We start from the raw sequence: 23,419 nt of genomic DNA on the forward strand, positions 1-23,419 counted from the left end.
CTTTTTGTATCACATTTTATGAAGAATTGAACCAAATTCATTCATATCTCAATGCATCCACTGGCTTCATTTTTGATGCATTGTACGCAGGTATCAGACCTGAAATTACTCCTATAAACATTGCGATACCGATACCCAGCAGCATCAAATCAGGAGCAACTGCCAGTCCTGAGGATGAACGTGTCATGGGAAGTCCAAGGTAGGGGAACAGGGATGTCAACATCAGACTTAGCACGATACCAAGTACCCCGCCAACAAAACCCACAAGTGCTGAGTTGAAAAGGAATATCATGAGAATATCACTATTCTTTGCTCCAATGGCTTTCATAGTACCAATCTCCTTGGTCTTTTCCAATACAGAGGTGAACATTGTATTTGCAATGCCTACAGAACCTACAACAAGTGAGACACCTGCTATTGCACCCAAAAATATTGTAAAGGAAGCCATCATCTCACTGAAAGATTCTGCCATTGATAATGAATCTGAAACACTGAAATCGCGGTCATCATCATTCATTACATGCCTGGATATCATGAGTTTCTCTTCGATGTCATCAACAACCGTTTCTACGTTGTCCACATCATCTGCTTTTACGACTATACTGTCAAATACATCTGGCTCAGCGTCATCAATGATATTTACTGCCGAATCGATCGGCATGATGATAGCACTGTCACTTTCACCTTCTGCGAGTATGCCTACAACTCTATAGGATTTTCCTTCAATGGCAAGTATACGGTTAAGACCGATTTCCTGATCGTACATCTCATGAGCTATCCTGTAACCAATGACCACAACATTATTGTCAGTAGCTTCAAGAAATCTGCCGGATTCCAGTTCATAAGTCACTGTATACTGCCATACCTGAGGATCAACTCCGGTCACCGAAAGACCTGCAGTCTCACCCATAAAGTAGACATCCAGATTACGACCTGATATCTGACCATAGATGTAATCGATGTTATCTACCAGTTTTATTGCCATTATGTCCTTATCTGTCAATTCTGCATCAGAGGATGAGGTCTCGCTACCAAAGCCCCCTCCTCCCCTAAAGCCTGACATTGCCTGTGTGTAACCAGGAGTTACTGTGATGAGGGTAAGATCCAGATCAGCTAATCTTTCTTCCATATCTGCTTCCATGCTGTCACTTAATGCCATAATGGTAACAACCGATCCCACACCTATGACAATGCCTATAATGGTGAGCCAGCTTCTGATCTTACTATGAATCAGGATATTCATAGCAAGTTTAAAATAGGTACTTTTCCTCATCGCTTTTTCTTCCCTATTACATTCCTTTCTGCTTTTTTAATCTTCTGCAAATCCGGTAATGATCATGATGTTGAAATAATGACAATACAGACAAGCTAGTGAGTGACTGCTCACTCATTTATATTTTAATTGTATTATTGATATAAAAACCTTGTTTAAGAATGCCAATTTATTGAAAAGTATATGTTCCGGATATATTAAACTTGAAATGGATAGAAAACTATAATATGGATAAAAGGTTGTTCAAACTATGGAAGGGCCACTTGGTAAGTTATATAGTATGCCAGCTGCTGTGTTGCTGGTTATTGGTATGATTTTGAGTGTGTTCCTTTTCTACAGTCTGATGAAGGCAGCAGAAAACGGGAACGTACTGATGGTTGTGTTACTCGCAATAGCGATCTCTATCGTAGCTTTTGTAATAAGCAGGGCACTAAAAAACCAGACACTCAAAAAGTTTTGAATCGTTGCAGGCAATTGTAAAACCATTCCTGTCTATTTTTGGGTAGTACACATGCTGCTCTATATTCGGATAAAAAGAGTAATCTGTTTTTTAAAAAAGGTAAAAATGATTTGAGTGCTACACGGTTATGTATTACTCACTGAATTCTTTTTCTTGATTCTTCCACTTCATCAATTATACCTGGATATTCTCTGAACATTACAAGGATATCAAGGGCTGCAACAAGATCTACAACACCTATCGCTCCAATAGCTTCTCCGCTGAGCGTTCTTATAGGAGCGACCATGACTGACTTGCCCCTGTAAACACCTTCCTTTGGTACCGTCCTGATACTCTGGTTCGTCCTCATGACCTCTTCAAGGACCGGACCAGTGTAGTCCCTATCAATGATCATACCTCTTTCCATACGGATGCCCTTGCAATTGAGACTGCGAATAGTTGTTGGGATACCTATCAGGGCGTGTACAGCAGTTGCTATGGGCTCCAGATCATCGGCCGTGGAATCCGGGCATATGTTCAGGCAAATCGAACCATTTAATTCTTCATCGCATGTCATTTTAACTCACCTTCTATTTTGTGGAAAGGATTAATTTTCATATTTAGCAGATGTAATGTATTCATGAGCTGATATGGCTGCTACGGCCCCGTCTGAAACCGCTGTGACCACCTGCCACATGGAAGTCCTGCGACAGTCACCGGCTGCAAATATGCCGGGAACAGAGCACTTCATTTTGTCATCGGTCACAATGAAACCTGCACCCTGCTTTTCAACATCCACCATTGAAGTATTGGGGTTGATACCAACATAGATGAAAATGCCATCAATGTCCATCTCAGTCAGTTCATTGGTTTTTGTGTTCTTTAGGATTACTTTTTCAACAAGGTCGCTACCTTTTATTTCCTGGACAACTGTGTCCCAGATAAATGTGATATTCTCTTTATCAAAAGCTCTTTTCTGAAGTAATGAACAGGCTCTCAGTTCATCACGTCTGTGTACTACGTAGACCTTTTCGGCAATATCGGAAAGTATGAGTGCATCGGTAACTGCAGATTCTCCTCCGCCTACCACGATGACATTAAGTCCTGAGTAGAAAGGACCGTCACATGTGGCACAATAGGATACACCTTTTGTCAGGAATTCATCCTCGCCGGGAACACCAAGTCTTCTTGGATTTGCTCCTGTAGCTACGATCACTGCAAGAGCTTCAAAATCGCCGTTGTCAGTAACAACAACTTTTTTGTTACCTTCATCTTTGATGTTTTCAACATCAGCAGTCTGGGTTTTGACGCCGGTGTGTTCTGCATGCTCTTTGAACTTGTTCATGAGTTCCATTCCTGATATGGAAGGAAAACCGGGGTAATTCTCTACCCTGTCAGCAGTTGCTATCTGGCCGGGAACCACGTTCTTTTCAAGCACAAGAGTATCTAATCCGTAACGCACAGCATAGATGCCTGCTGTCATTCCTGCAGGTCCACCGCCAATAATTATCAGGTCATACATGTTTATCATTTTGCGTCGCAGACATTGCTTGCCTGGGCTTTGTCAGGAACTCCTACAAATGCAACCTTATCGTCAATGATAGTTGTAGGAATTGAGCGAATCTTGAACTTCTTTGCAAGTTCTTTTCCCTCAGGAGTGTCCAGTTCTACTTCCTCGTACTCAAAATCGCACTGTTCTTTCAGTTCGCGCCATATTTTCTTTGCAGTAGGACAAAAATGACACCATTCAGAATGGACTAAAGTAACCTTTACCATAATTTCCACACTCCTTGTATTGGTTATTAATCTATTAGTTAGGAGAGTAAATAAAAGTATCCTGTAAGTTACGTTATACTTAACAAATAATTTACTAATTATTGTTAGTGTACCTACATACAATAATAGTATGTTTTACCATAAAAAAGCACTTGTCTGCTGAAAATAGTACTACTGTTAGTACTTAATAATTGAAGGTAAAAATATGCCAGTAATATTTTTACTAAAGTTTTGTTTGCGATGGTCCTGATACTCTCTTCTACCTATTTGATGATTACGCAGAAGGTACTACATATCAAATAGGAATTGAAGGTTTTGTAGCTGGAACCATAACAGGAATCTATTTCATTCTATGTTTGTAGTGTGGCAAAACAATAACTACAACAAATATCCCTTGTCAGATGTTGGATCATGTTAGACTAGTGACCAACTGATTTAGCAACTATAAATAAAAAGAACGCTACCAAACAAATCAGTATATAAGTGACACCAACTATCTTTCTTTTTTGAGGATTAGTAATAAATTTGCTATACATAGACTGAATAGCACTAAAGTGAAGGTAAATATGAATTACAATAAGTATTACCAGCGTCAGACCTACATATAAATGAATTGTACCCCATACGCTATCACCGAACCCAAGTACGAGTTCTTCACCAGCAGAATGGGATTCAGTGCCATGTTCGCCAAAAGAGAATCTCATCAAAAGGCCAATTCCCGCAAGTATTGAGAGAAATAAGAACATTAAAGCTTCATTCAAAAATTTAATGTCAGACTTTTTCATGAAAACTCCCTGCTACTACCCAATAAACTTAAAACGGCAATGTATAAAAAGATTTTTCACTTTTGTATTCTGGATTAGCTCCTTTTTTATATTCATTAACAACTTCGCTATTTACCAATAGTTATAAATCAAATCTTCTCTCACATTAAATAGTGGAGTGAATTGTTTTTGCTATGCCGTGTTTGAAAGATGCTGGCAAAAATATTGTTATGGACGGGTTATGTAAGATATCTCCATAACTTCGAATATATTCACTGGTGTACATTGATAATTGTACTTGCAAATGGGATTGCTTAATCAAGCAGAAATAGGATTTTGAAAAGGGGGAGATCAAGGGATGGACGCATCTGGTCACAATCATGATAGCATGGAGCATGAGCATATGCATATGCATGAGGATCATACAGGAAAAACAACTCCAAATGAGCAAAAGGCTCCTATGAAGCATGCTAACCATAGGGGACATCATGAAATGATGATGGAAGATTTCAAAAAAAGGTTCGTCGTTTCATTGATACTTACCATTCCTGTCCTTATTCTGTCTCCTGCAATTCAGGGATTCCTAAGCTTTAAGTTTCAATTTAGCGGTTCAATCATTATTTTCTTTTTGTTGTCTTCTATCGTTTACTTTTATGGTGGTTATCCTTTCCTAAAAGGCATTGTCGATGAGTTGAAAGTAAAAACGCCAGGCATGATGACCTTGATCGCTGTTGCAATAAGTGTAGCATATTTTTACAGTGCTGCTGTGATCTTCGGGCTTCCAGGCAAAGTGTTCTTCTGGGAACTTGTAACTCTTATCGATATCATGCTGCTGGGTCACTGGCTTGAAATGCGCTCTGTCCTTGGTGCCTCAAGAGCTTTGGAGGAACTAGTCAAAATAATGCCATCAGAAGCTCACTTATTAAAAAACGGGGGAACTGTGGATGTGCGTGTAGATGAACTAAAGGTTGGGGATACCGTACTCGTCAAACCAGGGGAAAAAATTCCTATAGATGGTATTGTGGTAAAAGGGGAAACCAGTGTAAACGAATCGATGCTTACAGGAGAATCAAGACCTATCGGCAAAAAAACAGCTGATGAAATAATTGGTGGTTCTATCAATGGAGAAGGTTCTGTTCAGGTAGAGGTTAATAAAACTGGCAAAGATACCTATTTGAATCAGGTCATCGAACTCGTCCAAAATGCACAGGAAAGCAGGTCAAAAACACAGGACTTGGCAAATAGGGCCGCATTGATCCTGACAATAGTTGCCTTAACTGTCGGTACAATAACACTTGTTGCCTGGATGCTTTATGTACAGGATTTTAATTTTGCTCTTGAGAGAGCTGTTACTGTCATGGTAATTACCTGCCCACATGCACTTGGCCTGGCCATTCCTCTTGTAGTAGCGGTATCAACATCATTAGCTGCAAATTCTGGTCTGCTGATCAGAGACAGACAGGCTTTTGAAAGAGCCAGAGACATTCAGGCTATTGTTTTTGATAAGACAGGAACTCTTACCCAGGGTAAATTCGGGGTCACAGATATCATACCTCTTACAAATATGGATGAAAACGATATTCTTAGATTTGCCGCCAGTCTGGAATCAAACTCTGAGCATCCAATAGCCCTTGGTATTGTCAATAGTGCAAAGGAACGTGACCTTAAACTGGAAAGCCTGGAAGAATTCAATTCTATCCCTGGTAAAGGTGTCGAGGGTTTGGTCAATGGTAAGAAATTGAAAGTTGTTAGTCCAGGATATCTTAAAGAAAAAGGAATTGAAGTGACAAATGATCTGATAGAGAAAGCAGAACAGCAAGGTAAGACAGTTGTTTTCCTGCTCGAAGAAGATAGACCCTTGGCGGCTATGGGTCTTGCAGACATTATCAGAAAGGAGTCAAAGGAAGCTATTGAAAAACTCAAATCAATGGGCATCAAATGCATGATGCTTACAGGTGATAACAGGTTCGTTGCCAAGTGGGTGGCTGAAGAACTTGAATTGGATGACTATTTTGCCGAAGTATTACCTCATGAAAAAGCGGAAATCATCAAGGAAGTGCAGAAAGAATACATCGTGGCAATGGTTGGTGATGGAGTAAACGATGCACCTGCTCTTGTTCAGGCAAATGTTGGAATTGCTATCGGTGCAGGGACGGATGTTGCAGTTGAGAGTGCCGACATAGTACTTGTAAAGAACGATCCCAGAAATGTAGTTGATATCACAGTCCTTTCGAAGAAAACATATGCAAAAATGTTCCAGAACCTTATCTGGGCTACAGGTTACAATACTTTTGCCATTCCTTTAGCGGCAGGTGTTCTTTTCAGCTACGGTATTTTGCTATCACCAGCTGCTGGGGCAATTCTAATGAGCCTGAGTACAATAATTGTTTCTATTAATGCAAAAACGTTGAAAATGGCGTAATGTTGTTAATTCAACCGCTGAAATGAATAGCTTGATTGGCCTGTAAAAGCCTGAGTGAGATATTTCTCACTCAACAAAAAAGGCTATCAAAGCATTTTCAAATATTCTACCAGATCATCTATGTCTGCATCTGACATATCCCACCTTGGCATTACATAATCTAAATCTTCACCTGATGGTTCTTTTCCTTCTCTTATTGCAATCTTGATGGTTTCGTCTGTGTAAGGTGGATGTTCTTCATGTTCATCAGCATGCTCATCCCCAGATGTTAAAGCTTCATAGGTAATATCAGCTGGAATCGTATAGGCCATCATTATCGGGACACCACCTTTGCCATCCACTCCATGGCAATTAACGCAACTTCCACCATGAACGTACAGCCAGTTAGGACCGTAGGAAAAATCAATCTTCTTCCCGCTCTCATTGTATCCTGTATAATAAATCACTTCGCCATTCGATGAGAAATTAGTTTTTATATCCACTCCATAAGGATATACATAGCCCGAGTCCATCATACCATCCTCAGAATAGTAACCAGAACCCATCATTCCGCCTTCACCATAATATCCCTGTCCCATCATACCTCCTGGCTGATTGTAACCTGGCATATATGCATAATCTGATTGCTGATTATTCATCATGCTAATTACTACTACAAGAAGGACAATAATGATTAGCCCTATTAATGCAAAGAAGTATTTTTCTGCTTTTTCCATTTCTAAACCCCGTATATTAATGGAACTAAAAACAATATAATACTTAGCTTTATAGAACTCTCATTAAAATCAATATAATTGGCTGAAATATCTGTTGTTAAACGATAGATGTAGATGCATTTCTCGGAAATCTCAATTCGATTATTTCCTCGGAAAAAAAGGATTTCCACAGAGCTGTGAACCTTATTATTTAAATCTCGACAGAAACCAAAAAAGAACATTAGTTGTTATCCCGGAGAGTATATCAGATTAATGACTGTACAAAGTTAATTATCACTGTTAACTTTCTGTCAGCATTCAAATCTATGTATTTCCTTTTGAAAAAGTATATTACAAATAAACAATATTTTTAATGGTGGAGGGATTGATATTTCAAGATATTCTTTAGATGAGTTTGTACAAAATACAGGTCAGAAAGATCTTGGGCAGGGCAAGTTTGAACTTGAACGTGACAGGATGCTTGAAGTAAACCTGAATGGTCGTGTTTGGACCAAGAGAGGTTCAATGGTGGCATACCTTGGTGATGTAAAATTCACCAGAGAAGGTGTGCTGGAACATGGTCTTGGGAAAATGATGAAAAAAGCAGTTACCGGTGAAGGAGTTACTCTTACAAAGGCCGAGGGTACAGGGAAAGTTTACCTTGCAGACGGAGGTAAGAAGATTTCCATACTCAACCTCAAGGATGAGGCAATTTATGTAAATGGAAACGACCTTCTGGCTTTTGAGGAAAGCATCAGCTGGGATATCAAAATGATGAAAAAAGTAGCTGGCATGATGGCTGGCGGACTTTTCAATGTAAAACTTGAAGGCACTGGCATGGTTGCTATTACTACTCATTATGACCCGCTTACACTAATGGTGACTCCTGACAGGCCGGTATTCACTGATCCCAATGCAACGGTTGCATGGTCTGGAAACTTAGCACCTGATATTAAAACAGATATTTCCCTGAAGACATTGGTAGGAAGATCAAGCGGAGAAAGCATACAGATGGCTTTCAAGGGACAGGGATTCGTAGTAATCCAGCCTTATGAGGAAATCCCTTACGTAGTTTCCACTGCCTGAACGTAAGAATGCAGGTTAGAATATAGTTGCATCAAGCGCTAAGTTGCTTGATGTATCCATTTTTGCCTTATGGTGTCATGATTTATCAGATGTTGACAAGGCCTGCTATTAGGACCACTGCCATCAGCATAAGAGCATACAGAAAGAACATCATTCCTACTTTCTTGGCACTGATGATTGCATCGTTATCCATTGTTGACCTCCACTTATATAATTATAGGTGCCACAAGTATATAATGATTATTAGTTATGAAAAATCTATAATGAAATGAATAAATCTCGACTAATTAATGAATTAAGCCGTTAACTTCCTGATGCACTTGTAAAGAGTTATATCTTTTAAATACCATTACGAGGGCAGATGAATTTAAAAACGCCAATGTATATGGTAACAGCCGGACTTATTATTATCTTTCTTGTGGCAAGTGTTCTGTCAATATGCAACATAGCCGGAATTGACCTTACAGAAAGTGCATGTGATGCAGCAGGAAATCCGACTGGAAATCCTCATACACTGCCATCTATGTTTTTTAACGTGGGACTAACCGGGATATTCATGGTACTAATTGGAGTTATGTGGACGATCAAGTCCTATTTCTTCGCGTAATTTCATTCCTGTTTTTGCTGGCCTAAAGGTCAGTAACTTCATTATATTTTGTGAATACAAGCACAAAATAAAGAAATGCTCCCACTATGTTAAGAAAGATCAGGACTATTGACCAGATAAGTTTTTCATTTTTTCCTTTTGCAGGAAAGTCAGTTTCATTTTTCTGCAGGCAATCTACAAGCATAGTTATCCAGAAGCTAAAGAACAGAAGTGCTATTCCCCAGAGCAATTGGCCAATGTGAAATGTAACAGGGATTATTATCAGTACAACCAGTGTCAGAATTACCCATTTCATTATTGAATTGATAGCTTTTTCATTGAATTTCATATTGTAGCTCCCATACTTTAGGTTTAAATGGCAGGCAATTGATATAACACTTTGTATATTTAATAATAAGCAGTTAAATTTAATTTATAATATGTATGTGATAATTTTAGTGTCAACGCAATACTGAAAATATTAATGCTCTTAGCATACATATATTTATATTTTTAATAAGTAATCCATGCTCGGATTTGTGATAAGACGATTGCCAATCATGGTAGTCATTTGGCTATTCTATCCACAAATTCAAAGAACGGGTGTTAAAAATGATTTCTATAAGAAAAATAATGTTTGCGATTTCTTTATCTCTCCTTTTACTCATGGTCGCTGGCTGTGTACAATCTGATAATTCATGCACAAGCGACCAGAATGAGAGTGTTGTATCAGTAGGAGAACATGGAACGAATATTACCACTTCAGAGGAGGACAGTCTTCAGTTAGCAATAGCCAGCACAGAGTCACTTGTCAATGATGCGATTGCCCTTATGGATGAACAGGGTACAGACGCCTTTGATGAGTTCAGGCAGACAGGCAGCAAATGGTTCCATAATGATTCATATCTCAGTATTTGGACCATAGATGGTATCCGAATGGTCTATGCTCCAAATGTAAGCAGTGAAGGAGCGGATGCTTCAGGTCTAACAGATTACAACGGCGAGCCTCTCGGTCAGTATTTCATAGGTACTGCTACAAGTGAGGAGGGAGAGGGTTGGGTTACTTACCATTGGCCAAGACCGGGTGCAACATCTCCTTCAATGAAATATACATTTGTAAAGAAAGCTACAATAGGTGAGCAGGAATATCTGGTTACATCAGGATTCTATGTTGATGACTATGTTTATACCAACAGTCTTGATGATATAGAATATTTCACACGCTTTGATACTATTTCTCTTGGAAATCTGCTTCATCCTTCTAAAGTTGACCGTGACCTTGGGATTGATTACAGCATTGCACATGTGATAATTAAAGCCGGAGCTTCCATTGAAGCACATTGTATGAAGAACCCGGAAAGTTATTATGTGCTTTCAGGAGAAGGAGTGCTTTACATTGATAATGTTCCATTTGATGTAAAAGCAGGTGACCTTGTTGTTATACCTGTCAATGCATTGCAAAGTATTGAAAATACAGGGGATGCAGATCTTGAGTTTTTTGCTATAGATCAGCCTGCATGGGCAGAGGAAAATGAGGTCATTGTGGAGTAATATTTCACTCCATTCTATTTTTTTAATAATTACAATTTTCACAGCGTTAATCTGATATATGCAGGAACACGTAATCAGGCAGAAAACATTAAAGGAGATAATAATGAGTTCCAAAGATAACTTAAAAGCAGCATTTACTGGCGAGTCAATGGCAAACAGAACATATCTGGCTTTTGCAAAAAAGGCAGATGCAGAAGGATATACTCAGGTAGCTAAACTTTTCAGAGCCGCAGCTGCTGCTGAAACTATCCATGCATTAAATCACCTTAAACGTATGGGTGGCATTGGTTCAACCGAGGATAACCTGAAAGAAGCTATCAATGGTGAAACTTATGAGTTTGAGAGCATGTATCCTGCTTTTATTGAAGAAGCAGAAAAAGAAGGCGATGATAAAGCTCTCTGGAGTTTCAAAGTTGCAAACGAAGTAGAAAAAACCCATGCAGCTCTCTATGAAAAAGCGCTTAAAGAACTTGGCAGCAACAAAGAAACAGATTACTATGTATGCAGTGTCTGTGGACACACTCATGAAGGCAAACCTGAAGATAAATGTCCTGTCTGCGGAGCACCTGCATCCAAATTTGATAAGATAGATTAAACTTAAAAGAAACGTTTCAAAGAAAATAACGAGAGTATAAGCACTAAGCTTATCTCTTGAACTAATTTTTAAATCCTAGTTCTCATTGTTTGTCTTTTTATTTTCGTTCAGGAAAGATGAAACAGCTTTCTGAATGAATGCCATTTCGTCAAGTGAGAAATACATGAAGACATCCTCACCAGTGTGACGATTGCATTTCCTGATACGTAACCACCTGTCAGAATAAGAGTTTATACGTGTGTAATTTTCACTATTGCAGTGCACAAACTCCTTTCCGTTATTACATATCTCCATGTTTAATTAGAGTTTCAGATATAACTTATACTTATGTTGCATATTTTCTATAGAAGTAAGTGTACTATAGGGGAATATATAGTATTATTACTGAAAACAAAGCTTGTAATAGCAATAAATGTCAGCTTTGCCATTTCTCTAATTCCTGCATCAGGAGTTCATAATTCTTATCCAGGTCGGGCAGCATTTCTATGATTTCCTCTATTTGTCCGGAACCTGCCTGCACCTCGATTCTGGCAGAGATATCACACAATGCCATTCCACCTACACTTGCAGAAGCACCTTTTAGTGAATGTGCGCTATTTACAATCGTCTCTATTTGCTTTTTCTCAATAGCGTCCTTCAACTCCTCAAGCTGATGAGGTGCATTTCTATTAAATATCTCAATGACCTCCTTGGCCAGTACAATATCATCCATGATATTTTCCATAAATAATTTGGAGTCAAATATCATTGGTTCTTTGTCTTTATTATCTTTGGTAATTGTCGCATAATCCTTTTCAGGGTCATGAGCCAGCCATTTGTCTATCTTTTTGGAGAGCAAATCCAGATTAATGGGTTTTGACATATAGTCATTCATACCTGTTTCCATACATTTTTCCTCGTCTCCTTTCATTGCGTGTGCGGTCATGGCAATAATAGGAATATCATGGTTTATGACCGAGGATTGCTTATTACGGATGTGCTTACATGCTTCCATTCCATCCATTTCAGGCATCTGTATGTCCATAAATACAAGATCATAAGGTATTGTTTCAAGAGCTTCGATGGCTTCCAGTCCGTTGTTTGCAACATCCGCAGTAATGCCGAGTTTCTGGAGCATACTCTGGGCAACATGCTGGTTAACCATATTATCCTCCACAAGCAGGATTCTTGCTTTGCTGTAATCTATACCGGATGTTTCAATTTCTTTTTCTGAACCCTCTTTTCTTTCAGCTTTTTGGGCATCGGAAAACAGAGATGATAATTTACTGAATAGTTCTGAGGTTTTAATGGGTTTTGAAAGGCAAGCAGCAAAGTTCTTTTTATTCGCATTCCAGCTTCCAGGCACATTTCCTGCAGAACCAAGCATTATCAACGAAATATCATTCAGATCCTTATCTGATTTAATTATGCGTCCAAGCAGACCCCCATCCATTCCCGGTATTTGCATATCCAGAACAGCTACCTGGAACGGTTCACCTTCTTCATGTGCTTTGAAAAGCTTCTGAATTGCTGAAGGTCCGTCATTTACTTCCTCTACTTTCATCTTCCATGAATTAAGCAGATTCACCAGTACTTCACGGTTAGTTTCGTTATCATCAACGACAAGTACGTGAATGCCTTCCATCTCTGAGCACTGTTTTTCTGTCACTTCACTTTCAGGACGCTTTTCAAAACTTAGTTTGAACCAGAACTCTGAACCTTTACCTTCCTCACTTTCAAAACCAATTTCACCGCCCATCAGTTCCACAAGTTCCTTTGAAATTGCAAGTCCAAGTCCTGTGCCTCCGTAATAACGTGTAGTTGAAGCATCAACCTGGGTGAATTTCTGGAAAAGCAAGTCCTTTTTCTCAGCAGGAATTCCTATACCAGTATCTTTTATAGAGAAACGTAGCTTTTCTTCAGAGTCACTTTCAGATTCAAGTTTTACCCTGATGACAACTTCTCCTTCTGTTGTGAATTTGATAGCATTACCACCAAGGTTAATCAATATCTGTCTCAGTCTTGCAGGGTCTGCTTTGATATTTACCGGTACTTCAGGATCAGCTATACATATAAATTCAAGTCCCTTTTCATTTGCTCTTATAGACAAAAGGGATGCTACTTCTTCCAGTATTTCCTGGAGGTTTATGTCCACTTCGTCAATGTCCAGCTTTCCAGCTTCTATCTTGGAGATATCAAGAATATCATTAATAAGTTCAAGCAGGTTTTCTCCGCTTTTCTGTACAATATCAACATAGTGCTTCTGCTTGTCATTTAGTTTTGTAGTGAGAAGCAGATGTGTCATACCTATCACACCATTCATTGGTGTGCGTATCTCATGGGACATATTGGCAAGGAACTCGCTTTTTGCCCTTGTGGCCTCTTCTGCTTTTATCAGTGCCTGGTCAAGTTCGAAATTCTTGTCTTCCAGTTCTTCGGCATATTCCAGCAGTTTTTCCTCTGCACTCTTACGTTCTGTAATGTCCTGCAGTGTGCCGGTTATTTTCACGACCTTTCCATTTACGATCTTAGGATAACCACTTGATCTGACCCACTTATGGTTTCCTTTAGCTGTTATAAATTCAAGTTCGAGTTCGTATGGCTTGCCTTTTTCGATAAGCTCATTAATTGCTTTTTCAAGTATTTTCCTTGATGCAGGAAGGTAGTATGATAGTCCAATCTCAATATTTACTGCTTCATCTATATCCAGCTCATGGATGGCGTAAACTTCAGGCGTCCAGGTAGGTTTGTTGGATATCAGGTCAAGCTCCCATCCACCGATCTTTGCCATATTTCCCATCTCATTGAGAAGTGACTGGCTCTCAAGCAGTTTTTCTTCGTATTCCTTACGTTCTGTGATATCTTCTGCAAAGATTATAATGCCGCCAATAGCACCATTAGCCGTTTTCCAGGGTCGCACTTCCCAGCGAAGCCAATGTACACTACCATCATCACTAATATAAGAATCTTCATTACTGCTTATCACTTCTCCTTTCATGGCTCTTTGATGTGCTTCTTTCCATTCTTCCTTGACCTCTGGCATTACAACATAATGGTTTTTTCCTATAATGTCCATATCAAGAGAGTAATCCTCTAGCCATCGTTTGCTTACGGCTATGTGCCGCATATCACGGTCAAGCATTGTCAAAGCTGCCGGTGCATGTTCAATGAATAGTCTAAGTTTTTCCTCGTTCTCAAACAGTTTCTCTTCTGCTTCTTTGCGCTGGGTAATGTCCCTTGCGACTCCATAGATAAGTTCTCCTATCCGGGTCGAACGCCACTCTATCCAGCGGTAGGTCCCATCTCTGGCACGATAACGATTTACAATGCTCCGTACTGTATTTGCTTCTGTAGACTGTCTGGTAAGGGTTTCAATGGTAGTCTCTTTGTCATCAGGATGTACAAAATCTATGAAGGGACGACCTTCCAGCTCGCTGACAGGGTATCCAAGGACGTTCTCCCATTCCGGGTTCAAGCGAACGAACTGTCCATTTATGTTGGCGATGCAGAGAAGGTCAAGACTGGATGTGAAATAACGCTCAAGCTCTTCGGTCTTCTCAAGTAAGGCCTTTTCAGCCAGTTTCTGCTCGGTTATATCCCTGAATTCAACAACTCTGACTTGCTTCCCTTTGTATGGGATAGTTTTTCCATGGACACGTACTGGATACTCAGTTCCATCCTTTCGGCGTCCAATGGATTCATATGGTTCACCATAACTTTTAGCAATGTTACTAATTACTTCTTCTCTGTAACTTTCAGCAGTTAGCAAAAGCCCATTCATTCCTATTAACTCTTCTAACGAGTAACCAGTTATATCTGCAAGACCCTGATTGCAGTCAATAATAATATTGTCCTGGTGTATGAAGATACCACCAAAAGATGCATCATGCAAGGCTTTGAACCTTTCTTCACTTTCTTTTAGTTCCTGCTCAGCTTTTTTGCGCTCTGTGATATCCCTTAATTCAACCACTCTTATTTTTTTACCTTTATAGGGCATATTCCTCGCTTCGACCTGAAGTGGATATTCAGTCCCATCTTTGCGAAGGCCTAGAACCTCATATTGTCCTTCATAGCCTCGCTTAACATTTTCTCTTACTGTATCGCGGGAAGATTCAGCAAATAGGAACTTTCCATCCATTCCTATCAGCTCTTTATAGGAATAGCCGGTTATTTCAGACAGGCCAAAATTGCAGTCACGTATCACATTATTTTCATGAATAAGAATACCACCAAAAGAAGCATTATGCAGGATCTTGAATCTTTCTTCGCTTTCTTTCAGCTCGTTCTCTGCGTTCTTACGCTCCGTTATATCCTGCATCACACCTGTTATTTTGCGAATCTCATTGTTTTCTATGATCGGGTTTCCAATTGTTCTTACCCACTTGTGTTTTCCTTTTTCTGATATGAATTCAAGTTCCAGATCATAGGGTTTCCCTTCTTTAATGGCAGCATAGAATGCTTTTTCAATTATTTGCCTTGATCCCGCAGGGAAATTATTTATTGCATCCTCTGGATCATCATAAGGCTCATTTCTTTCAAATATGGCCTTAACTTCAGGTGTCCAGGTAGATTCACCGGATACAGTATCAAATTCCCATCCGCCTATCTGACTTAATCTGCTTACGTCTTTGAGGAGTGCTTCACTTTTCCTTAACTTCTCTTCGGCTTCTTTACGCTCAGTTATATCCCTTATTGCTGCAACACGGGCTGCTTTTCCTTTGTAGGTCAAATTATATGCTTCGATCTCTATCGGGAATACAGTACCATCTTTTCTGATACTTCGGATTTCATAGGGTTTTCCATCATCTTCTTTCATATGCTGAAGGACGATGTCCATATCATCAGGGTGAATGGTCATTTTTAGGATATTCTTTCCTACGATTTCCTCTTTTGAATATCCAGAAGCACGGGTAACAGCTTTATTTACATCAAGAACGATACCATTCTCATGGAAGATGATTCCTTCTATGGTGGCATCGGAGAGCATCTGGTATTTTTGTTGGCTTTCCCTGAGTTCCTGCTCCATCTCTTTCCTTAGTGTGATGTCCTGCATCGAACCGATTATTTTTTCAACCTTTCCATCAACCATTTTTGGACGGGCACTTAATCTAACCCATCTATGATTATTTTTGTGTGTTATGATGTCCAGCTCAAGATCGAAACCCTCACCTTTTTCTATTGCATTGATTCTTGCTTTTTCCAGTGTAGTTCTTGATTCAGGACTAAAGTATTTCATTACCTTCTCAACAGTATCGATTTCTTTTGTCTCGAGGATACTTGCAAGTTCAGGTGTAAATTTGATCTCACTGGATTCTCTATAATATTCCCATCCCCCTATCTTGCCGATCCTTCCGACTTCATTAAGAAGTGCCTCACTCTCACGTATTTTATCCTGTGCCTCTTTTCTTTCAGTGATATCTTCTGTAAAGATCACAATACCGCCAATTGTACCATCAGATGCTTTCCAGGGTCTGGCTTCCCAGTGTAACCAGTGCAATTTTCCTTCTATCTGCATAAAAGGAACCTCTTTCATGGTGACAACTTCTCCTTCCATAGCACGCTGATGCGCCACTTTCCATGCATGTGGAATTTCTGGGAAAAGTTTATAATGTGGCATTCCAATGATATTCTTATCATCAAGGGCAAGGTCCGTTAGCCAGCGGTGACTGACAGCGATGAATCTCATATCCCTGTCGAACATTGCAAGGGATGCGGGTGCATGTTCTATAAAAAGCTTCAACTTTTCTTCACTCTCATGCAGCGAGTCGAGTAGTTCATCTCGCTCATTCAGTGCTCTTGCAAGTTTGATATTACTATAGCTCTGAGATGAGAGGACAGAAGTTAATTGTGTATAGAATCTCATTACGGTATTGACCGTATCTCTACTCCAGCGCGGCACTCTCTCAAGTGCTTCTATGTATTCCTTTTCATCAAATCCATATTTTTTTGCCTGAAGCCTGAAAGTATCGTAGGGTATATCTTCATCATCATAGAAGAACTGGCCATAATAAAGGTTACCTAAATGTGACCCTGCCACCATTATGGGTGCTGCAACATCCCACATGTTATTCTTGCATTTGTAAAGCTTGAATGTTCCCGGAGCTATATCTCTTGATAATTGTGAATCACTCTCAATGCAATGCTTACATGTCTCAGGGTGTACTCGATGGAAATTCATACAGATGTCCTGCCATCCGCTAGCAACCAGAACCTCGCCTTTGTTATCAATTACAGCACTCCCTATATTGGTCAACTGGTAAAAATCATCCATAAGGGATTGCAAAGTTTGGGTGTCAATGATATCAGCAAGTTCCAGTTCTCCGATATCTCCTTCCGGCTCCATAATAGCATTCAACTTACGTCTTACACGACTTTCACTTTCAAGTAGTTTTAACTCTGTTTCTTTTATTGTGGTTATGTCCTGGAATGATCCGATTATCTGTACTACTTTTCCATTTTCCATTGTTGGGCGACCGCTTGTCCGTACCCATTTATGATTGCCTTTTGGAGTAATCAATTCCAGTTCCAGGTCATATGGTTCACCCTTTTCGATGGCATCATTAAACGCTTTTTTAACAGTATTTCTTGAAGCGGGGAGATAGAAACCAAGAGTAGATTCAACGCTTGTAGGGGAGTAAGGTTCAAGATCATATATCCTGTAAACTTCAGGCGTCAATTTACCGGTTCCAGTTGCTACATCATACTCCCATCCTCCGATCTTAGCGATAGTTCCTACTTCATTCAGGAGGGCTTCACTATCTTTTAGTGCAGCTTCAGCTTCTTTTCTTGCAGTAATATTCCTTCCAACACTCAATATTCCTATAAGATCCCCATTAGAATCATACATTGGAGTTTTGATTGTTTCTATGTGTTCAGGATAACCATCAACAACACGGGCAATGATCTCTTCATTGGTCAAAGGCTTACCAGCTTCTAATGCTTCTAGATCTTTTTGTGTAAAGAAATCTGCAAGTTCCCTGTCATGGAAATCATAGTCTGTCTTTCCAATAATTTCTTCTTCACTAACATTATAAAAAGATTCATATTCAAAATTGCATGCTATGAATTTCCCATTAATATCTTTAAGCCATACAAGATCAGGAATAGTATTTATCAATGTGCGCAGTTGTTTTTCACTGTTCTTTAATGCTGTTTCTGTATTTTTGCGCTCAGTGATGTCCTGGAATGATCCGGTTATCTTAACCACTTTTTCATTTTCTATTGTTGGGTTTCCAATAGTTCTGACCCATTTATGATTGCCTTTTGGAGTAGTTAATTCAATCTCAAGGTCATATGTTTCAGCTTTTTCTATCGCATCGTTGAAGGCTTTTTCCACACTTTTCCTTGAATCAGAAGAATAGTATTTCAGTGTATTTCCATAAGCAAGTTCGAAATCGGGCTCGATGTCAAATATTTTATAAACTTCAGGTGTCCATTTAACAGCTGCACTTGCCACATCATACTCCCATCCTCCGATCTTAGCAATAGTTCCTACTTCATTCAGGAGAGCTTCACTTTCCCTCAGTTTATCTTCATTATGTTTACGTTCTGTGATATCTCTACTAACACCCACAGTTCCAATAGGTTTTCCATCTGGATCATACATGGGGCATTTTCTTACTTCCAGCAATTCCTGGTGTCCATCACTTGCATAGGTAACGACTTCCTCATTAATTAAAAACCTGCCAGCTTCGAATGCCTCCATATCTTTTTGTCTAAAGAAATCTGCAAGTTCCTTATCAACAAAATCATAGTCTGTCTTTCCAATTATCTCCTCTTCCTTTGCACCAAAGAAACTCTCGAATTTGGTATTACATGAAAGATATACTCCGTTGACATCTTTTTGCCATACAAGGTCAGGAATAGTATTTATCAATGTACGCAGTTGGTTTTCGCTATTCTTTAGTGCAATTTCAGCTTCTTTACGTTCTGTGATATGCTCCATGAAAATTATGATGCCGCCAATGGAATTATCAGCCGCTTTCCATGGTCTGACTTCCCCACGTAACCAATGCACTTTGCCATCTTCATCCTCAAAACGATTTTCTTCGATTGTAATAACTTCTCCTTGCAGAGCGCGTCGGTGCATTTCTTTATATTTTTCATCAAGTGGAATTATGTCATAATGATTCAGTCCTATTATATCTCTGTCACCAAGGGAAAAGTCATTAAGAAACTGACGGCTTACGGCTACGTGTCGCATGTTACGATCTAACATCACCAACGATACTGGTGCGTGTTCTATAAACAGTCTCAGTTTTTCCTCATCTTCAACCAGTTTCTTTTCAGATCTTTTGTATTCTGTGATTAGGGTTGTGTCATAAATGCTGAAGCAAAGGATGTTTTCATTTTCGATCTGGATTGGTATTGTGGAAATTTCAATATCATGTTCCTCTTTGTCTGGAAAACGGGATGTGCAGATGAAGTGATCTTGTTCTTCATTGAGTGCCTTTTTTACACATCGCCTCAATTCTTCTTCTGGATGTGTGATTATTTCAAATATTTTCATCCGGGTTAATTCTTCATGGGATGATTCGTAATATTGGCAGGCAGCACAATTTGCATCAACGATTTCAAGACTATCAGAATTAACCAGCAACATAGGGGTGTGGTTTTTTTCAAACAGTATTCTATATTCCCCTGAATCTTTTTTCATGATATTACCTGCAGTTTACCCTTACCAGCGTTCAAAACTATTCAATTCTTATGTGTCTGAAAATCAGTTTCAGGTTCTTAAGGAATGGCATATACTCTTTCTGATTTCGATCTGTTTATACAGATTCCAAACCCCAAATCAATAAACTGATTTAATGTTACACAATTATATGTGTATTTACACTTTCACCTTGAATGGTATATGTCCATAAGAATATAGTATGTATTCATTATATTAATTTACTGATTTAATTTTCATGGTATTGATTTTCTTAATTTTATCCTGTATTTTTTTTATTAAACCAGTATTCTCTGGTACCATATTGTAAAAATGGTGTTGTGTATTTATTCAATTTATCAATTGTACGTATAAAGTGCAATTTATTTCATTCCCTACTATTTATATATATGTGAGCACCATCACTTTCTCCTAAAGTTCATGTCTTCTAAAAAATTTAATGCGATGTGTGTATACAAATAAGTGCAATTGTTGCTATTATAGTTAAACTTATATATTATACATGGGAATATTATTTCCTAGTATAAATTACAGCAGGGGAATTCAGATTTCCCGCGTGATGTCAAATAAAACCAAAATAGCAAAATAAGACATTAGGGGAATTGAGATGGGCGAGGAAAAAAGTTTTAGTGTATTTGATCCCTCAATACGCTTCGAACATAGGGAATTCTATGAAGAGATTGTCAGTGAATTAAATGTTATTATTCCGGTATGTGTTCAGGGAAAAACCATAGCTGTTGCAATCAGTGAAAATACAATGGAAAGGGAGCAGATCACTGAATTGATGAAACGTGTGGAAGATTTCTCACGGCAGTTATTGCAGATCACAAAGAAGCTATTTGACCAATATTACATTGCCAAAGAAGAACAACACGAATCGATTCTTCTCACTACCGCTTATAACAAGATCAACACTATTGACAGGAATCTTCTTGAGAGGACATGCGACGTAAGATGGTGGGCACTGGAAACCGCATTTAGCGATTGTATTTCTTTTTATGAAAAAACTAAACAAAAATCAGTATCAATCTTGCGAGTTTTGGATGAAATTGAGATCAGATCTCAGTCGATGGAGCAGGCAATTACCGATGGATCTGATGCTTCTGGCACTTCTATTTCTACAGCAGAATCATATCTCGATTTTCAAATTGCTGACGACCTTAAAAAATTCCCCAAATTATTGAAAGATGGGGCATTAAAGGAATTTATTGGAAGATTCAAGCATCTTTGTTACAAGTATCAGGGTGAGGAAAAAGATAGAAAGGTTCTGGAGGGCTTTTTGCAGGACCTGATGGATCTGAGTACAAAGATATCTTTTGCTTGCGACAGGCTGGAAGATATCAAGACTTCCTATACGCTTTATCGTGATTTGGTCATTACCGATTCAGAAGGATACATCCTCGCAAGTTCGAACAGTCTTAGAAGATCGGAAGTTTTGGGTATAAGGGTAAACGATGAAGATTGGTTTACTAAAGCTTTGAAAACTCAGAACGGAACAGAATATGTTGCCCAGGATATTTGTCCGTCAAAAGTAGAAGAGCAGCTCTCTCTTGTATATTCGACTGCTGTTCGTGAAAATAGTGATGAGCGTGGCAACGTGCTTGGAGCTATGGGAATCTTTTTTGATTTCCAGGGAGAATCCGGAATAATTCTGGATGAATATATGCCTTTAACTGAGAATGGTCTCATACAGGATGGCTGTTATTCTATGTTTACCAGCAGCGATGGAAACATTATAGCATCCACAGATGAGGATATACTTGAAGTCGGGAAAAAAGCACATATTCCAAGGAATAACCGTGCTCTTTCTGATGGTGAGCAGGTCAATACCTATATGGCTTTTGAAGGAGTCGATTCCGCAATTTTCTCATCCCGAACGGATGGTTATCTGGAATATCGCGGGCTTGGCTGGAGTGCTCATGTAATTCTCCCGAAATCACATATTTTTGCGGACACAATTCAGGCTGATGGGTATGATATTGAGTCAAAGGAGTTAATGAATTCCAATATCAATCCGGATATCAACAAACAGACCTACGCAAAAATACAAAATGACAAAAATGATATTCAATTAATATCACTTAACGGGACCATATACGCCTCAAAAATGGGAAGCAGGGGCGATCAGCTGGGGCCTATTTTCAGCCAAGTCACTCTATCCAGCAATTTCATTACTTCTAAAATGGAAGAACTGCTTGAGGAGATGGCAGCCGTTGAACTGCAGTTGAATTTAAAGACATTGGAAAACTTTGCTAAACAGGCAATTGATCTGGTTGACAGGAATCTCTTTGAAAGGTCTGCTGATATTCGCTGGTGGTCAACTGATGAATATTTCTGGAAAGCACTTTCGAACCCTTCTGAAGAGGAATTCATGAAGGCCAGCGACCGACTTAAAGTTATTAATGGCAGTTACACCATGTACAGGAACCTGGTTTTAGCAGATGCAAGTGGAACTATCAGGGCATGTTCAAATACAGAGTTAATGGGTGCACTTGGTGTACTTGATGTGTCTGATCATATCTGGTTCCAGGAGGGAGGCAATACTTCACGTTCAAGTCAGTATGCTGTTCAGGACGTTATGGATTCCCCTCTGGAAAGTGATAAACCGCGGTCTCTGGTATATGCCGGTGGTGTTCGTGAAAACGGAGCACGTGAAGGAAAGGCTATTGGAGTTCTTGGGGTGCTGTTCGATTGGGATACTGAAGCTAAAACAATATTGGAAACATGTCTTCCTAAAGACAGAAAAGGAGATGTTATCCCCGGCAGTGTTGCTGTGTACGTTAACCAGGACTTTGAAGTTATTGAGACTACAGGTGAGGATGATTTTTCCGTAGGTTCTGCCCTTACTCTTCCTAAAGAGGTCTCTGCTTTGCAGTCAGGAGGGAAAGTTTCCGGTCTTTTTGAGTTCAATGGCCAGAAATACATCTATGGTGCATGCAAAACCAAAGGATACCGTGAATATCCGGGTTTGAACTGGATTGCCTGTGTCCTAAGGCCGATTTCTACAAGTGCCTGAAAATATGAATAAACTCTGATGAATCTTCACATGATTCTTCAGATAGCGTCTTTTATCATCTTTTAAAAAGAATAGCGAATAGTATTTGGATATGAAGAATGATTTAGTAATAGGAGAATCATGCTATCATTCGTTCTGACATTCTTTGTATTCATCCGCTCGCTCTTTAATATGTTCAAGGAGCCAGAATTTCGAAGCATTTTTACGCTTGTTATATTTACTCTCGCTCTTGGTACTGTAACCTACCATTCAATAGAAGGATGGACCTGGATTGATTCTTTATATTTCTCTGTGATAACCCTGACAACAATAGGATACGGTGATCTAGCCCCGGTTACTGATGCGGGGAAGATCTTTACCATCATCTACGTTTTCATAGGTATCGGAATATTGTTGGGCTTTGTTAATGCAAGCGGTGAACATTTCAGAAAACAGCATGTAGAGAGAATGTCTCAGGGTGCTCCGAATTTCCTGTGGGATTCAGGCAATACGCTTGAAGAGATGGAAAAGGATATTCTGGAGAATATTAAGGATGAGTAAGAGGATAATGGTAGGTAGGGTTT

17 protein-coding genes are annotated in these 23,419 nt (G+C 39.3%); 8 read left to right on the plus strand and 9 right to left on the minus strand.

The features are described 5' to 3' along the window. Positions 1-37: 37 nt before the first annotated feature. Positions 38-1,273, minus strand: a complete 1,236-nt coding sequence (locus tag FKV42_RS10175; RefSeq protein ID WP_154810093.1) for an ABC transporter permease — start codon at positions 1,271-1,273, stop codon at positions 38-40. A gap of 250 nt (positions 1,274-1,523) precedes the next feature. Here FKV42_RS10175 and FKV42_RS10180 point away from each other — a divergent pair, with 250 nt between their 5' ends. Further along, positions 1,524-1,733 (plus strand): hypothetical protein, encoded by a 210-nt coding sequence (locus FKV42_RS10180; RefSeq protein ID WP_154810094.1) that lies wholly within the window; start codon positions 1,524-1,526, stop codon positions 1,731-1,733. Between the two features lie 136 nt (positions 1,734-1,869). Here FKV42_RS10180 and FKV42_RS10185 read toward each other — a convergent pair whose 3' ends face one another. The 4 genes from FKV42_RS10185 to FKV42_RS10200 all read right to left on the minus strand — a co-directional run bounded on the left by FKV42_RS10185 (position 1,870) and on the right by FKV42_RS10200 (position 4,273). After that, complete coding sequence (locus tag FKV42_RS10185) at positions 1,870-2,289, minus strand: DUF2111 domain-containing protein (RefSeq protein WP_154810095.1); 420 nt, start codon at positions 2,287-2,289, stop codon at positions 1,870-1,872. Between the two features lie 30 nt (positions 2,290-2,319). Further along, positions 2,320-3,234, minus strand: a complete 915-nt coding sequence (gene trxB, locus FKV42_RS10190) for a thioredoxin-disulfide reductase (protein WP_154810096.1) — start codon at positions 3,232-3,234, stop codon at positions 2,320-2,322. A 5-nt stretch (positions 3,235-3,239) separates the two neighbouring features. Next, positions 3,240-3,488, minus strand: a complete 249-nt coding sequence (locus FKV42_RS10195) for a glutaredoxin family protein (RefSeq protein WP_154810097.1) — start codon at positions 3,486-3,488, stop codon at positions 3,240-3,242. 419 nt (positions 3,489-3,907) lie between these two features. Beyond that, positions 3,908-4,273: a DUF4405 domain-containing protein gene (locus FKV42_RS10200; protein WP_154810098.1), complete on the minus strand. Its 366-nt coding sequence runs from the start codon at positions 4,271-4,273 to the stop codon at positions 3,908-3,910. A 337-nt stretch (positions 4,274-4,610) separates the two neighbouring features. Here FKV42_RS10200 and FKV42_RS10205 point away from each other — a divergent pair, with 337 nt between their 5' ends. After that, complete coding sequence (locus FKV42_RS10205) at positions 4,611-6,674, plus strand: heavy metal translocating P-type ATPase (RefSeq protein WP_394348062.1); 2,064 nt, start codon at positions 4,611-4,613, stop codon at positions 6,672-6,674. 86 nt (positions 6,675-6,760) lie between these two features. Here the strand turns inward: FKV42_RS10205 and FKV42_RS10210 are convergent, their stop codons facing one another. Further along, positions 6,761-7,390: a c-type cytochrome gene (locus tag FKV42_RS10210; protein WP_230375593.1), complete on the minus strand. Its 630-nt coding sequence runs from the start codon at positions 7,388-7,390 to the stop codon at positions 6,761-6,763. A gap of 369 nt (positions 7,391-7,759) precedes the next feature. Between FKV42_RS10210 and FKV42_RS10215 the strand changes: the two genes are divergently transcribed. Together FKV42_RS10215 and FKV42_RS10220 are read left to right on the plus strand one after the other, a co-directional pair. Then, on the plus strand, positions 7,760-8,455 hold the full coding sequence (locus tag FKV42_RS10215; protein WP_154810099.1) for an AIM24 family protein: 696 nt from the start codon (positions 7,760-7,762) through the stop codon (positions 8,453-8,455). 361 nt (positions 8,456-8,816) lie between these two features. Beyond that, a complete protein-coding gene (locus tag FKV42_RS10220) occupies positions 8,817-9,062 on the plus strand; it encodes a hypothetical protein (protein WP_154810100.1) in 246 nt (81 codons plus the stop codon). Between the two features lie 22 nt (positions 9,063-9,084). Here FKV42_RS10220 and FKV42_RS10225 read toward each other — a convergent pair whose 3' ends face one another. Continuing rightward, positions 9,085-9,390: a PLDc N-terminal domain-containing protein gene (locus FKV42_RS10225; RefSeq protein ID WP_230375595.1), complete on the minus strand. Its 306-nt coding sequence runs from the start codon at positions 9,388-9,390 to the stop codon at positions 9,085-9,087. A 263-nt stretch (positions 9,391-9,653) separates the two neighbouring features. Here FKV42_RS10225 and FKV42_RS10230 point away from each other — a divergent pair, with 263 nt between their 5' ends. Both FKV42_RS10230 and FKV42_RS10235 read left to right on the plus strand, forming a co-directional pair. After that, positions 9,654-10,592, plus strand: a complete 939-nt coding sequence (locus FKV42_RS10230; RefSeq protein ID WP_154810101.1) for a cupin domain-containing protein — start codon at positions 9,654-9,656, stop codon at positions 10,590-10,592. A gap of 103 nt (positions 10,593-10,695) precedes the next feature. Then, positions 10,696-11,187: a rubrerythrin family protein gene (locus FKV42_RS10235; RefSeq protein WP_154810102.1), complete on the plus strand. Its 492-nt coding sequence runs from the start codon at positions 10,696-10,698 to the stop codon at positions 11,185-11,187. A gap of 75 nt (positions 11,188-11,262) precedes the next feature. On the opposite strand, the gene FKV42_RS10240 is transcribed toward FKV42_RS10235, so the two are convergent. Continuing rightward, the gene (locus tag FKV42_RS10240) at positions 11,263-11,481 is read right to left on the minus strand and encodes a hypothetical protein (RefSeq protein WP_154810103.1); all 219 of its coding nucleotides are present in this window, start codon (positions 11,479-11,481) and stop codon (positions 11,263-11,265) included. A 121-nt stretch (positions 11,482-11,602) separates the two neighbouring features. After that, the gene (locus FKV42_RS10245; protein ID WP_154810104.1) at positions 11,603-19,822 is read right to left on the minus strand and encodes a PAS domain S-box protein; all 8,220 of its coding nucleotides are present in this window, start codon (positions 19,820-19,822) and stop codon (positions 11,603-11,605) included. A 625-nt stretch (positions 19,823-20,447) separates the two neighbouring features. On the opposite strand from FKV42_RS10245, the gene FKV42_RS10250 reads away from it, so the two are divergent. Continuing rightward, positions 20,448-22,856, plus strand: a complete 2,409-nt coding sequence (locus FKV42_RS10250; RefSeq protein WP_154810105.1) for a cache domain-containing protein — start codon at positions 20,448-20,450, stop codon at positions 22,854-22,856. Between the two features lie 120 nt (positions 22,857-22,976). After that, positions 22,977-23,396, plus strand: a complete 420-nt coding sequence (locus FKV42_RS10255) for a potassium channel family protein (protein ID WP_154810106.1) — start codon at positions 22,977-22,979, stop codon at positions 23,394-23,396. Positions 23,397-23,419 lie beyond the last annotated feature (23 nt).

Source organism: Methanolobus vulcani, assembly GCF_006546655.1.
Taxonomy (GTDB): Archaea; Halobacteriota; Methanosarcinia; order Methanosarcinales; family Methanosarcinaceae; genus Methanolobus; species Methanolobus vulcani_A.

What these genes read in the sequence shown, in the direction of transcription:
- FKV42_RS10235 (WP_154810102.1), top strand. Translation starts at nt 10,696, where the DNA reads ATGAGTTCCAAAGATAACTTAAAAGCAGCATTTACTGGCGAGTCAATG.
- FKV42_RS10245 (WP_154810104.1), bottom strand. Translation starts at nt 19,822, where the DNA reads ATGAAAAAAGATTCAGGGGAATATAGAATACTGTTTGAAAAAAACCAC.
- FKV42_RS10240 (WP_154810103.1), bottom strand. Translation starts at nt 11,481, where the DNA reads ATGGAGATATGTAATAACGGAAAGGAGTTTGTGCACTGCAATAGTGAA.
- FKV42_RS10225 (WP_230375595.1), bottom strand. Translation starts at nt 9,390, where the DNA reads ATGAAATTCAATGAAAAAGCTATCAATTCAATAATGAAATGGGTAATT.
- FKV42_RS10185 (WP_154810095.1), bottom strand. Translation starts at nt 2,289, where the DNA reads ATGACATGCGATGAAGAATTAAATGGTTCGATTTGCCTGAACATATGC.
- FKV42_RS10220 (WP_154810100.1), top strand. Translation starts at nt 8,817, where the DNA reads ATGAATTTAAAAACGCCAATGTATATGGTAACAGCCGGACTTATTATT.
- FKV42_RS10200 (WP_154810098.1), bottom strand. Translation starts at nt 4,273, where the DNA reads ATGAAAAAGTCTGACATTAAATTTTTGAATGAAGCTTTAATGTTCTTA.
- FKV42_RS10250 (WP_154810105.1), top strand. Translation starts at nt 20,448, where the DNA reads ATGGGCGAGGAAAAAAGTTTTAGTGTATTTGATCCCTCAATACGCTTC.
- FKV42_RS10175 (WP_154810093.1), bottom strand. Translation starts at nt 1,273, where the DNA reads ATGAGGAAAAGTACCTATTTTAAACTTGCTATGAATATCCTGATTCAT.
- FKV42_RS10210 (WP_230375593.1), bottom strand. Translation starts at nt 7,390, where the DNA reads ATGGAAAAAGCAGAAAAATACTTCTTTGCATTAATAGGGCTAATCATT.
- FKV42_RS10195 (WP_154810097.1), bottom strand. Translation starts at nt 3,488, where the DNA reads ATGGTAAAGGTTACTTTAGTCCATTCTGAATGGTGTCATTTTTGTCCT.
- FKV42_RS10205 (WP_394348062.1), top strand. Translation starts at nt 4,611, where the DNA reads ATGGACGCATCTGGTCACAATCATGATAGCATGGAGCATGAGCATATG.
- FKV42_RS10230 (WP_154810101.1), top strand. Translation starts at nt 9,654, where the DNA reads ATGATTTCTATAAGAAAAATAATGTTTGCGATTTCTTTATCTCTCCTT.
- trxB (WP_154810096.1), bottom strand. Translation starts at nt 3,234, where the DNA reads ATGTATGACCTGATAATTATTGGCGGTGGACCTGCAGGAATGACAGCA.
- FKV42_RS10255 (WP_154810106.1), top strand. Translation starts at nt 22,977, where the DNA reads ATGCTATCATTCGTTCTGACATTCTTTGTATTCATCCGCTCGCTCTTT.
- FKV42_RS10180 (WP_154810094.1), top strand. Translation starts at nt 1,524, where the DNA reads ATGGAAGGGCCACTTGGTAAGTTATATAGTATGCCAGCTGCTGTGTTG.